Source organism: Anaerotignum lactatifermentans (assembly GCF_016902535.1).
Lineage (GTDB): Bacteria > Bacillota > Clostridia > Lachnospirales > Anaerotignaceae > Anaerotignum > Anaerotignum lactatifermentans_A.
The window spans coordinates 86,325-99,723 of the sequence record NZ_JACSNY010000002.1; the positions used below are offsets into that span (position 1 = coordinate 86,325).

The window sequence follows — 13,399 nt, forward strand, 5'->3', positions numbered from 1 at the left end:
TTGCATATTGTATCTTTTTGGGATTAGGGATATAATGGATACTACGACACACGAAAAAAGAACAGTTTAATTTGCTGTAAAGCGGGAAGGGCGGACGATATATGAAAAAGAATTTGCTTGTTGCGCAGTCTGGGGGGCCATCTGCGGCGATCAATGCCACATTGTGCGGCGTTGTGGAAATGGGACTGGCAAATGATGAGATCGACAAGATTTATGGTGTAAGAAACGGCATTATGGGGCTGCTTTCCGAGCGACTGGTGGAATTAAACGAGCTTCTTGCGGAAGCTGACGCAAGACAGCTTCTTTGTCAAACGCCATCTTCTGTATTGGGGTCCTGCCGTATGAAGCTTTCTCCATGGGAAGAAAATTCCTATGAATATGAAAAAGTGATTGCTGTACTGCGAAAATATAATATCGGCTATTTTGTGTTTATCGGTGGCGGAGACTCTATGGATACTGTTGGCAAGCTGGCACAGTACTGCCGGGATCACCATTATGATATCAATATCGTAGGCGCGCCTAAGACCATAGACAATGATCTGGAGGGGACGGATCACGCGCCCGGTTTTGGTTCCGCGGCAAAATATATCGGCACTACCTTTTCTGAAATTGCCTGCGACTGTAATGTATACGCGCTGCCTTCCATTACCATTGTAGAGATTATGGGGCATGACGCCGGATGGCTGACGGCAGCGGCTGCGCTGGCGCGAATCAATGAGGATGATGCGCCGGATCTGATCTATCTTTGCGAGAAACCGTTTTCCATTGACCAGTTCCTGTTTGATATAAGGGAAAAAATGATGGAGAAGCGTTCTGTTATCGTGGCGGTCAGCGAAGGCCTGCGAGACGAGAATGGCGTTCGGATCGTGGATATCCTTCAGGAAAAGGCAGAGGAGGATCTGGGCTATAAAGTAGCCAGCGGCATCGCGCAGGGGCTGGAGGAAATTGTCCGCCAGGAGATCGGATGCAAGGTACGAGGCATCGAATTGAATCTGATGCAAAGATGCGCGTCTCACGCAGCCAGTCTGGTAGATATAGAGGAAGCCAAACGTTTGGGCTTTGAAGCGGCTGCCTATGCCGTAAAAGGCGTGACCGGCGAAATGGTCTGCCTGCGCCGCGTTGCCAACGAGCCCTATGAAACAGAGATCTTTTTGGTTCCTGTGGAGGAAATCCTGGGCAGAAGCAAGAAGGTGCCAGTGGAATGGATCAATGAAGAAGGAAATGACATCACAAAGGAAATGATGGATTATCTGCTGCCTTTGATTCAGGGAGAACTGCCCTGCACCTATCATCATGGCGTGCCGGTGCATTTCCATCTGCCCAAAGAGAAATAAATGTATAAAAAAGCCAAAAGATGCCCATACTCCCACTGAGGTGGTCGTATGAAAGTTCGGGACATACTTTTGGCTTTTCTTGTCTTCGTGTGCTTTGCGGCATTCGGATTTTGGTATACCTATGCGCCCCAGCCCCCTGCCCAGACAGAGGCGGAGGAGATTCTGCCGGCGGCGAAAGAAACTGTAATAGAGAAAGAGACGCAGATGGTCTATCAATATTATTATACCGACGATGATATTACAAAAGAACAGAAAGAACCGGCGCAGGATTATCTGGTGGGACTGGATCGAAGACAGCTGGAAAGTATTTTTCAGGGCTGGCAGCTGATCTATTTTTCGCCGGAGAAAGTGATTCTGCGGTGCAGCGTGGAGGGTGTGAGTACAGAAAGTTATCTGCTGGGGATCTTTGAAGGATATCTGGCCGTTTATTGTGAAAAGGAAGGACAGCAAATAACGCTGACAGAAAAGACGGATATCCCTGTGACCGCTTTGCCATTGGAGGAACAGCAGCAGCTACAGGAAGGAATCCGTGTAAATGGAGAGGAAAATCTGGCAAAATTATTATCAGACTATACAAGTTAGACAAAGAGAGATGGATAAAATTGTTGTTTTTGTGGATTTTGAAAAGACTGTAAAAAATTGCTAGACATTTAACGTCCCACGTGCTATAATCATAACTGTGAAAACTCCCCAATATTTTCACATTGCGGTTAACGCAATCCCAATAAGAAATACCTTCTCTTTGTGAAAATGAGCAGCCATCGGCAGGTTGCTCATTTTCATTTGCGTGAAAAACGTGGGGGCCTTTGTGAAAAAATGCGGATGATTCATTGCGATATTCCCATTTGACAGCTTTTTTCCGGCATATTATAATGGAGAAACGCAAGGATGGTGAAAAAATGTCATATGTTGATTTGATAAATAAAAAGAAAGTGGTCTATGATCCGGTTTTCCGCAAGGAGGCCGTATTCAGCGATGAAACACCAAGGTATCGCAGACCTGCGGAACCTTCCGCAGAGGATTTTGTTGAGGTGCGTCTGCGGGTAGGCGCCAATCAGGCTGCGGCTGCGTATCTTTGCATGAACGATAAAAAATATTTGATGGAAAAGATTTTTACAGAGGGCATGTTTGCTTATTACCGTGTACTGCTTCCGCCGACTGCGGAGCAGATGTGGTATTTCTTTTCCATTCAGCATATGGAAAAAGAATATTTTTACAGCCGTTACGGTGTGACAGAAGAAGAACCAAGAGACGGCCTTTTTTCCATTGTCCGGGATTTTCATACTCCTCAATGGGCCAAAGGCGCTGTGATGTATCAGATCTATGTGGACCGGTTCTGTAACGGGGACCCCACCAACGATGTTGTCAGCGGGGAATACCGTTATTTGGGAAAAATCGTCAGACGTATCGAGAAATGGGATACCAAACCCGAAAATGAGGATTTTCGGAATTTCTATGGCGGCGATTTGCGGGGGGTCATGGATAAGCTGGGATATCTGGCCTCTTTGGGGGTAGAAGTGATTTACCTGAATCCGATTTTTGTTTCTCCCAGCAGTCATAAATACGATACGCAGGATTACAGTCATGTAGATCCTCACTTTGGCGTGATTTTGAAGGACGAAAGCAAACTGCTTCATGGCAACGAAAAAAACAGCCGGGCGGAAAAATATATTGCCCGTACTACCGACCCCAAAAATCTGAAGGCAAGTGACGCACTTTTTGCGGAATTGGTTCAGAAAGCCCATGCCCATGGCATCCGTGTTATTCTGGACGGGGTATTCAATCACTGCGGCGCCTTCCATAAATGGCTGGATCGGGAAAAGATTTATTTTCATGATAAAGAAGGCGCTTTTTATTGCAGGAAAAGCCCTTATCACGATTTCTTTTACTGGAACCCTGACGGCACCTATGAGGGCTGGTGGGGCTATGAAAACCATCCCAAGCTGAATTATGAGAATACCAGACTGCGCGAAATGGTCATGGAAATCGGAAAGAAATGGGTTTCTCCGCCTTACTGCGCTGACGGCTGGCGTTTGGATGTGGCGGCGGATCTGGGAAAATCCGAAGAATTTAACCATCAGTTCTGGAAGGAATTCCGAAACGTGGTAAAGACAGCCAATCCGGAGGCAGTGATTCTGGCGGAGCATTATGGCGATGCGGCCAGATGGCTGGAGGGCGACCAGTGGGACAGCATTATGAACTACGATGCCTTTATGGAGCCTGTGACATGGTTCTTTACGGGCGTGAATAAGCATAGTACCGAGTATCGGGGAGACCTGCTGAATAATGCCGACTATTTCTGGGGCACCATGGATTATCAAATGGGAAAAATACCGGTACAGGCCAGAGAGACGGCGATGAATGAGCTTTCCAATCACGATCATTCCCGGTTCCTTACCAGAACCAATGGAAAGACGGGAAGACTTCATACAGAAACTGGTCATACCATGGAGGAAGGCATTCAGATGCCGGTGATGCGGGAGGCGGTACTGGTACAGATGACCTGGCCCGGCGCGCCGACGATTTACTATGGTGATGAAGCGGGGCTGACCGGCTGGACGGACCCGGATAACCGACGTACCTTCCCCTGGGGCAGAGAGGATCAGGAGCTGACAGACTACCATCGAGCGCTGATTTCTCTGCGGAAGGAAAATCCTGTGCTGCGGGAGGGTTCCTTGAAGAAGCTGCTTTCTCAGCAGGGGATTCTGGCCTATGGCAGGTTTGATGAGGAAAGCCGTATGGCGGTACTCTGCAATAATTTGGAAACGGAAGTATATCTGGAAGTAGAGCTTTGGCAAATGGAGGTATCTCTTTTTACAGGGATGCGTGTTTTGATGGAAACGGACGAAAGGGGATACCGGCTGCCCGAGGATAAGATTCTGACGGTAGAAAACGGCATTTTGCGCTTAACGATGCCACCGAGAAGCGGTCTGCTTTTGAAAGAAGTGAAAGAATGAGAATTCGGATATTATATGATGAAAAAGGCATAATGGCGGTGGTGAAGCCGCCGGGGATGCCGGCGCAGCCTGATAAAACGGGAGACAAAGATCTTCTGACGGCGCTGGAGGAAGAAACCGGACACAAGGTTCATCTGGCCCATCGTCTGGACCGGCCCGTAGGCGGGGTACTGCTGCTGACGAAAACGCCTCGGGCAGAGGCGGCTGTTGCCAAGGCCATGGCGGCCGGTCAGCTGCAAAAAACATATTTGGCGGTGCTTTGCGGTGTGCCCCAGGAAAAAGAGGGCCTTTGGGAGGATTATCTCTGGAAAAACGGCCGTACCAATTTGTCGGAGGTGGTTTCCAAGGACAAAAAGGGGGCAAAACTGGCGCGGCTGTCCTACGAGGTTCTGGGAGAGAAGGAAGGGCTTTCTCTGGTGCGTATCCATCTGATGACAGGACGGCACCACCAGATTCGTGTACAGACCTCCAGTCGGGGATTGCCGATCTGGGGAGACAGGAAGTATCATCCTTCCCCGAAAACGGCGCAGGGAGGCCAAATAGCCCTTTGGTCCTGCGGTATGGAGGGAAAACTGGAAAAGAACTGGTCTCTTTGTGTGAAAGCGTTTCCGGAAGAGGACCCCTTCACGCGTTTTATGGAAATATTGGAAAAAATGTAGAAAAGAATACTTTGCTTTTTCCTGCGATTTGTATTATAATATTGATTTGATAGAAGACAGAATAAAAGAACAGCGATGTTCTTTTATTTTCAGGATAAGATTAGCAATCACAAAGCGAAATGGCTAACAAAAATGTAAAGGTTGGTGAGATCTATGCAGGGAAAATATACGAAAAAAGCGCAGGAAGTCATTCAAAGAGCCCAGGAGGCCGCTTTGAAGCTGGGAAATAAATACGTCGGTACAGAACATATTTTGCTGGGGCTGACACTGGTCAATGACAGCGTTGCTTACAAGGCGCTGGAAATGCAGGGTGTGACTTATCACCAGATTATGGAGAAAATTCAGAATATGACCGTTGGCAATACGTCATATTTCATTCCGTCCGATTTTACACCGAGGGCAAAGCGTGTGGTGGAGTTCAGTGTGCAGGAGGCGTTCCGTATGGGGACCGGCTATGTCGGCACGGAGCATATCCTGATCGCTTTGATCCGGGAAAATGATAATATTGCTGTAAGGATTATGACCGCATTGGGCGTAAATCTCCAGCGGCTGTATGATGATATCATGGTGATGCTGGGCGAGGGAGAAAACCAGACAAATAATGTCTACGGCATGAATCCTCAGTCGGAGCAGCAGGAAAAAAGCGCCACGGAAACATTGGATAAATTCAGCCGGAATCTGACGGAGCTGGCAAAGAAAAACAAATTTGACCCCATTGTGGGAAGAGATAATGAGATCGAGCGGATTATTCAGATTTTGAGCCGCCGCACAAAAAATAACCCCTGTCTGATTGGTGATCCCGGTGTAGGCAAGACTGCCATTGTGGAGGGGCTGGCCCAGAAGATCGCCGAGGGCAATATTCCCGATACACTGAAAAATAAAAAAATCGTGAGTCTGGATCTGTCTGCTATGGTGGCGGGTTCCAAGTACCGCGGGGAATTTGAGGAAAGAATGAAAAAGGCGCTGGATGAGGTCAAAGCCGATGGGAATATCATTCTCTTTGTGGATGAGATCCATACTATTATTGGAGCCGGCGCCGCGGAGGGGGCCATTGACGCCTCCAATATCCTGAAGCCTTCTCTGGCGAGAGGGGAAATACAGCTGATTGGGGCAACTACCGTGGAAGAATATCGCAAGCACATTGAAAAGGACGCGGCCTTTGAACGCCGATTCCAGCCGGTAAAGGTGGAGGAGCCGGAGGAAAGCGCCGCTGTGGAAATGCTGCGGGCACTGCGGGATAAATATGAGGTTCATCATAAAGTAACCATTACGGACGACGCCATCGAAGCGGCGGTAAAGCTATCTGCCCGGTATGTGCCGGATCGTTTTCTGCCCGATAAAGCCATTGATCTGATTGATGAAGCGGCATCCCGTCTGCGGCTGAAAGCCTATACGGCACCGGCGGATGTAGCAGAGCTGGAAAAAAAGATTGATGAGATGGAAAAGGAAAAAGAAGAATCCATCAAAACGGAAGAGTTTGAAAAAGCTGCGGAGATCAAACGGGTACAGGATCAGCTGCGGGGGGAATTGAAAGAAGCCAAGAAACAGTGGGAAGAAAAACACAGCGGCGCCGATCAGATGGTAACCCGAGAAGAGGTAGCTGAGGTAGTGTCCCGCTGGACGGGAATTCCTCTGCAAAGCCTGCGGCAGGAGGAAAGCCAGCGGCTGCTGCATTTGGAGGATGTGCTGCATCAGCGTGTCATCGGTCAGCAGGAAGCGGTGAAAGCTGTAGCGCGCGCCGTGCGCCGTGGTCGTGTCGGGTTGAAAGATCCCAATCGGCCCATTGGTTCTTTCCTGTTCCTGGGGCCGACGGGTGTCGGGAAAACAGAGCTTTCCAAGGCGCTGGCGGAAGCTTTGTTCGGAGACGAGAATGCCATGATCCGCATTGATATGTCCGAATATATGGAAAAATACAGTGTATCCCGTATGATTGGGTCTCCTCCGGGCTATGTAGGCTATGAAGAGGGTGGCCAGCTCAGTGAGAAGGTGCGTCGGAATCCCTATTCCGTAATTTTGTTCGATGAAATCGAAAAGGCTTCTCCGGAAGTGTTCAACGTCCTGCTGCAGGTACTGGATGATGGCCATATTACAGATGGTCAGGGCAGGAAAGTGGATTTTAAAAACACTGTTATTATCATGACTTCCAACGCGGGCGCCAGAAGCATCGCCGCTCCAAAGCGCATGGGCTTTACCAGCATGGAAACAGCGGAACAGAGCTATGAGTTCATGAAAAAAAGCGTGATGGAAGAAGTAAAACAGATCTTTAAGCCGGAATTTCTGAACCGTATCGATGATACCATTGTGTTCCATTCTCTGGAAAAAGAGGATCTGCTGGAGATTGTGAAACTGATGTGCCGGAGTCTGTCCAAACGGATTCAGGAAAATATGGGCATCGAGGTAACCTTTACGGAAAAGGCGCTGGAAAAGATCGCGGAAGCGGGATACGACAAAGCTTATGGAGCAAGACCTCTTCGCCGGGCCATCCAGACTCATATCGAGGACGCCTTTGCCGAGGAATATCTTCAGGGTGCTTTTCATGCCGGAGATCATGTTTCCATTGGTCTTAAGACCGGCGGATTCTCCTTCCGGGTTGTGAAATAAGCTGTGATTTATTTGCAGAAATAAACCGATTTTTGGTATATACCTGCGGAGGGTTTTGTGATATAATGACTCTGATTAAGAAGGCAACCAATCACGTCTTTGCAAAAGGGCGAAAAAAACAGGTATAGAAGAGTATATTGGGAGGTACCGAAAATGGCAGTAATTGAAGAATTGATCAGAAAAGAAGATGACGGCAGTATCAGCTTCGGCAACTATCTGATGGATGAAAAGAAAAAAGTTCTGGATTTCGAGGTCCAGGGTGATCTGTATAAAGTGAAAACATTCCGTGAAATCACAAAACTGGAAAAGAACGGCAAAATGCTGCTGGAGGTCGTACCCGGTGCGACCGTACATAATTTCCTGATGAGCGAAAAAGGTGTTTCCTTTGTGGTTGAGGCCAAGGAAGATCTTCAGATGACACTGGAACTGGAGGCGGAAACAGAATACCGCATCCTGGTGGACGACGTGAACCTGGGCAAGATGAAAACCAATATGGCCGGCAAAGTAACGTTCAGTCTGGAAGTGCAGAAGGAAGAGTACGCTGTAAAGATCAGCAAGATCGGCTGATTGGCGGAATAGAAAAAGTTGAACTGCGAAATGGATAAAACGTAAAATGTTTTATCCATTTTATTTTATATAGGATCGAAGGAGGTGGAGCGTTGAAAGAGAAAATCATATATGAATGTAGTGAATGTGGTTATTTATCTCCAAAATGGATGGGAAAATGTCCGAATTGTGGAGAATGGAATACATTGTCCGAGAAAAAAGAAATAAAAGGGCAGAAGAAGGCGGCCCTGCGGGATAAACCGGTGCTTTCCCGCCTGGCGCAGATTGAAAACAGGGAAGATGCACGGATATGCACAGGGATCTCAGAATTTGACCGTGTGCTGGGCGGCGGCATGGTGCGGGACTCTGTTACTATTTTGACCTCTCCGCCCGGGGGAGGAAAATCCACCCTGGCGCTGATGGCAGCCTGCGAGACGGCAAAACAGGGATTTCGTGTGCTGTATGCTTCCGGTGAGGAAAGCGAAACGCAAATCAAGAGCAGAGCGGACCGTATTTTAGGTATCATTGAGGAGAATATCTGGATTCTGGCAGATACTTCTATGGATGCCGTGCTGGCGGCCATAGAGGAAATCCAGGCGGATCTGATTATATTGGACAGTATACAGACCTTCGCGCTGGCAGAGTATTATCCGGCCCGGGCGGGCAATCCTACCCAGACCATGGAATGTGCCTCCGCATTGGTTCAGTGTGCGAAAAATAAGAAAACACCCCGCGCGGTACTGATGATCGGGCAGATGAACAAAAACGACGAAATCGCCGGACTGCGGGCGCTGGAGCATCTGGTGGATACGGTACTGGTCATGGAAGGAGAAGGAGCCGATGAGCTGCGGGGGCTGACGGCGACAAAAAATCGTTTCGGCAGCACAGGAGAGATGGGATTTTTCTCTATGACTGAAAAGGGGCTGGTATCTATCGACAATCCGTCTCTTTATTTTATAACAAAAAGAAGCAGGGAACAGGCTGTTTCCGGCAGTGCTCTTACGGTGCTGCGGGAAGGTTCTAGAGCTGTGGTGGCGGAGGTGGAAAGTCTGGTTTCCCGGTCGTTTTCTCCTTATCCTTCCCGAATCAGCGAAAGCATGAAGCGGGAAACCCTTCATACACTGCTGTCGATTCTGGAACAGCGCGGCGGCATACAGCTTCACGATAAGGATGTGGTAGTGAAAACCACCGGCGGGCTGCGTCTGAAGGAGCAGGCGGCAAATCTGGCGGTGTTGATGAGTATATTGTCCTCCGCAAAGGAAAAACCCCTTCCGCCGGACTGGGCGTTTATTGCTGATGTGGGGTTGACGGGAGAATTGAAAAAAGTGCCGGGACTGGAAAGCAGAATCCGGGAATTGGATCGTATGGGATACAGCTGCGTGGTTACAGCTCAGAATGTGGCCCCTTCTGTGGAATATGCCCATATCCGGGTGGCGGAATGTCGTACTTTATCGGAGGTCATTAGACTGATTTTTCCCGGAAAAAGGTAAATTTTGGTTGTTTGATACACTTTTCCTATCATTTCTTGCATTTTTTTTAGTTTACGAATAGAAGAACCTATATTATAATAAAACAATAGGCATTTAGGAGATTGACTGTTTTACAGTGATGGATAAAAGAAAAGGAGGTATGAGAAGGATGCAGAAGGCAGAAATTAAAAAATTTAAAAAGGTGCTGGTAGCCAACCGTGGTGAAATTGCCATTCGTGTTTACCGTGCGCTGAATGAACTGGGAATCCAGACAGTAGGTATTTTCTCTAAAGAGGATAAATATTCTCTGTTCCGTACAAAAACAGATGAGGCATATATGCTGAATCCGGAAAAGGGTCCCATTGACGCATATCTGGATATCCGCAATATCATCAACATTGCAAAGGCAAAGGGCGTAGATGCCATCCATCCCGGTTATGGCTTTTTGTCCGAAAATCCGGATTTTGTAGATGCCTGCAACAAGGCGGGGATTGCTTTTATCGGCCCCAATCTGGATGTTATGTATGCCATGGGGGACAAGATCTCCTCTAAAAAAATGGCCATTGAATGTAACGTGCCCATCATTCCCGGCGTAGACCATGCGATCCGCAGTCTGGATGAGGTGATGGAGGTTGCTGAAAGAGTCGGCTATCCCGTTATGCTGAAAGCCAGCAACGGCGGCGGCGGCCGTGGTATGCGTATCGTAAATTCAGCGGAAGAAATGCCCAAGGAATTTGCGGAAGCAAGAAACGAAGCAAAGAAAGCATTTGGTGATGATAAGATTTTCGTAGAAAAATATCTGCGCGATCCGAAACATATCGAAGTACAGGTGCTGGGAGACAAATACGGCAACGTGGTACATCTGTATGACCGTGACTGCTCCGTACAGCGCCGTCATCAGAAGGTAGTGGAGTTTGCTCCCGCCTTTACCGTAAGCGATTCTGTCAGAGAAAAAATCTTTGCGGACGCGGTTCGTCTGGCAAAGCATGTAGGATATAAAAACGCCGGTACACTGGAATTTTTGGTGGATGCCGACGAGAACTACTATTTCATTGAAATGAACCCTCGTATCCAGGTAGAACATACCGTTACGGAGGAAGTAACAGGCATCGACATTGTGCAGGCACAGATCCTCATTGAAGAAGGCTATCCTCTGGATTCCCCTGAGATCAACATTCCTTCTCAGGATGCGATCCCCTGCAACGGCTATGCCATCCAGCTGCGTGTTACCACAGAGGACCCTGCCAACAACTTCCTGCCGGATACCGGCAAGATCAGCGTATATCGTTCTCCTGCCGGCAACGGTATCCGTCTGGACGGCGGCACAGCCCATACCGGCGCGGAAATTACACCGTTCTATGACAGCCTGCTGGTAAAGATTATTGCTCATGACAGGACTTTTGAAGGTGTGACAAGAAAAGCTGTTCGTGCCATTAAAGAAACAAGAATCCGTGGCGTAAAAACGAACATTCCTTTCCTCATCAACGTATTGCAGAGCGATGTATGGAACGCGGGCAAATGCACAACAACTTTTATCGAAAAAACACCGGAGCTGTTCCATATCGTACTGGGCAAAGACAGAGCGACAAAGATCGCCGAATTTATTGGCAACAAGATCGTTAACGAGTCCAGAGGACATAAACCGGAATTCGATCCCATTGTTCCACCTTCCTTTGGTCAGGACGAAAACGGAAAGATCATTCAGGTGGAAGGTGCGAAGGACAAGTTCCTGCGTATGGGCGCGGCAGAATATACACAGAGCCTGCTGAAAGAAAAACGTCTGCTGGTAACAGATACGACCATGCGTGATGCCCACCAGTCTCTGATGGCGACACGTCTGCGTACCAACGACTTGATCGTGGCAGCGCCTGCAACCAATATGGCGATGGCAAATGCTTTCTCCGTAGAGGCATGGGGCGGCGCTACCTTCGACGTTGCGTATCGTTTCCTGACAGAGTCCCCTTGGAGAAGATTACAGCAGCTTTCTCAGGCGATGCCCAATACATTGATTCAGATGCTGCTGCGTGCATCCAACGCGGTTGGTTATGCAAACTATCCGGATAACGTAGTAAGAGAGTTTATCAAAGTTTCCGCGGAACGTGGCGTTGACGTTTTCCGTATCTTCGATAGCCTGAACTGGCTGGAAAACATGAAGATGCCCATAGAAGAAGCACTGAAAACAGGCAAGATCGTAGAAGGCGCGATCTGCTATACCGGCGATATTCTGGACCCCAAGGAAACAAAATATACATTGGATTACTATATCCGCAAGGCAAAAGAACTGGAAGCAATGGGCTGCCACATTTTTGCCATCAAGGATATGGCAGGTCTGTTGAAACCTTACGCTGCCAAGGAGCTGTTTAAGGCCCTGAAGGAAGAACTGCATATTCCTCTGCACCTGCATACTCACGATACCACAGGCAACGGTGTCAGCACCGTGCTGATGGCTGCGGAAGCAGGGGTAGATATTGCCGACCTGGCAATCCAGTCCATGAGCTCCCTGACCAGCCAGCCTTCCATGAACGCTGTTGTGGAAGCACTGCGCGGCACAGAAAGAGATACCGGTCTGGACCCCGATCAGCTGGTAGAACTGAGCCACTACTATCAGGGCGTTCGTCAGATCTTCACTGGCTTTGAAAGCGAAATGAAGACACCCAACACAGAAATCTACAAATATGAAATTCCCGGCGGTCAGTATTCCAACCTGCTGGCACAGGTAAAATCCATGGGCTCCGCGGATAACTTCGAGGAGATCAAACACCTGTATAAAGAAGCCAACGAGCTTTTGGGCAACATTGTAAAGGTAACACCTTCTTCCAAGGTAGTAGGTGATATGGCCATTTTTATGTCCAAGAACGGCCTGAATAAAGACAACATCCTGACAGAAGGCAGAGATATTTCCTATCCTGAATCTGTTGTGGATTACTTTATCGGCAACATCGGTCAGCCGGAAGGCGGTTTCCCCAAGGAACTGCAGGAGATCGTGCTGAAGGGCAGAAAACCCATCGATGGTAGAGCAGGTGCGCTGCTGCCTCCTGCGGATTTTGAAGCCATCGGCAAGCATCTGAAAGAAAAACATGTTATGAAGAGTGTAAACTCCAGAAATGTCATCAGCTATGCCCTGTATCCTAAGGTGTATGACGATTACTGCGACCATTGGGAATACTACACAGACGTATCCAAACTGACCAGCGATGTTTACTTCTTTGGTCTGGCTAAAGGTGAGGAAACTTCCATTGAAATCGGCGAAGGTAAAGATATCATCATCAAATTTATCGACATGTCCGAACCGGATCAGAATGGTTTCCGTGCTTTGACCTTTGAGATCAACGGCGTAATGCGTGAAGTCAAGGTTCTGGATAAACATCTGGAAGTTAAGAGTGACGGTAAGCTGAAAGCGGATAAGAACAATCCTTTCCATCTGGGTTCCTCCATCCCTGGTACCATCAGCAAGATCATGGTAAAAGAGGGCGAGGAAGTCAAGAAGAACCAGGCGCTGCTGACCATCGAGGCTATGAAGATGGAAACCTCCATCGTAGCCAAGGAAGACGGCAAGATCGACAAGATTTATGCGGTGGAAGGCGAAAAAGTCAGCCAGGGCGATCTGTTGGTTTCCTTTGTACAGGGTGAGGAATAATTCCGAAAAGCATTGTGAAATACAATGTTCTGTAAAAGGCATATCAAAAAGTAAAGATAAAGCAGGCTCCCCTTGAAAAATATGTGTTTTCTCAAGGGGATTGCAAATGACTATCTTCCTAAGAAAATAGTTTCTATCAGAAAAGAATTGCTGGATTCCCTTGTATTTAGAGGGATTCCGGCAATTTTTGCTTTCT

General features: G+C 48.1%; 8 protein-coding genes. All 8 read left to right on the plus strand.

Annotated elements, in window-relative coordinates:
* The first annotated feature begins 101 nt into the window (after positions 1-101).
* Positions 102-1,334: a 6-phosphofructokinase gene (locus tag H9X84_RS01840; protein ID WP_205132620.1), complete on the plus strand. Its 1,233-nt coding sequence runs from the start codon at positions 102-104 to the stop codon at positions 1,332-1,334.
* Between the two features lie 48 nt (positions 1,335-1,382).
* Positions 1,383-1,916, plus strand: coding sequence for a BofC C-terminal domain-containing protein (locus tag H9X84_RS01845; RefSeq protein WP_205132621.1), 534 nt, complete (start codon positions 1,383-1,385; stop codon positions 1,914-1,916).
* A 317-nt stretch (positions 1,917-2,233) separates the two neighbouring features.
* Positions 2,234-4,291 (plus strand): glycoside hydrolase family 13 protein, encoded by a 2,058-nt coding sequence (locus H9X84_RS01850; protein ID WP_205132622.1) that lies wholly within the window; start codon positions 2,234-2,236, stop codon positions 4,289-4,291.
* The gene (locus H9X84_RS01855) at positions 4,288-4,950 is read left to right on the plus strand and encodes an RluA family pseudouridine synthase (protein ID WP_205132623.1); all 663 of its coding nucleotides are present in this window, start codon (positions 4,288-4,290) and stop codon (positions 4,948-4,950) included. Before H9X84_RS01850 ends, H9X84_RS01855 begins: the two co-directional genes overlap by 4 nt.
* A gap of 153 nt (positions 4,951-5,103) precedes the next feature.
* Positions 5,104-7,551 carry an ATP-dependent Clp protease ATP-binding subunit gene (locus H9X84_RS01860; RefSeq protein ID WP_205132624.1) on the plus strand — a complete coding sequence of 816 codons (2,448 nt, stop codon included), beginning with the start codon at positions 5,104-5,106 and terminating at the stop codon, positions 7,549-7,551.
* Positions 7,552-7,704: 153 nt separating this feature from the next.
* Entirely contained in the window at positions 7,705-8,118 is a 414-nt protein-coding gene (locus tag H9X84_RS01865) for an endosialidase (protein WP_205132625.1), read from the plus strand.
* Positions 8,119-8,210: 92 nt separating this feature from the next.
* Entirely contained in the window at positions 8,211-9,587 is a 1,377-nt protein-coding gene (gene radA / locus H9X84_RS01870) for a DNA repair protein RadA (RefSeq protein WP_205132626.1), read from the plus strand.
* Between the two features lie 148 nt (positions 9,588-9,735).
* Entirely contained in the window at positions 9,736-13,203 is a 3,468-nt protein-coding gene (locus H9X84_RS01875) for a pyruvate carboxylase (protein ID WP_205132627.1), read from the plus strand.
* Positions 13,204-13,399: the final 196 nt, after the last annotated feature.

Excerpts from the sequence above, each read along its gene's own strand:
- H9X84_RS01875 (WP_205132627.1), top strand. The coding sequence starts at position 9,736 with ATGCAGAAGGCAGAAATTAAAAAATTTAAAAAGGTGCTGGTAGCCAAC.
- H9X84_RS01845 (WP_205132621.1), top strand. The coding sequence starts at position 1,383 with ATGAAAGTTCGGGACATACTTTTGGCTTTTCTTGTCTTCGTGTGCTTT.
- H9X84_RS01860 (WP_205132624.1), top strand. The coding sequence starts at position 5,104 with ATGCAGGGAAAATATACGAAAAAAGCGCAGGAAGTCATTCAAAGAGCC.
- H9X84_RS01850 (WP_205132622.1), top strand. The coding sequence starts at position 2,234 with ATGTCATATGTTGATTTGATAAATAAAAAGAAAGTGGTCTATGATCCG.
- H9X84_RS01855 (WP_205132623.1), top strand. The coding sequence starts at position 4,288 with ATGAGAATTCGGATATTATATGATGAAAAAGGCATAATGGCGGTGGTG.
- H9X84_RS01865 (WP_205132625.1), top strand. The coding sequence starts at position 7,705 with ATGGCAGTAATTGAAGAATTGATCAGAAAAGAAGATGACGGCAGTATC.
- H9X84_RS01840 (WP_205132620.1), top strand. The coding sequence starts at position 102 with ATGAAAAAGAATTTGCTTGTTGCGCAGTCTGGGGGGCCATCTGCGGCG.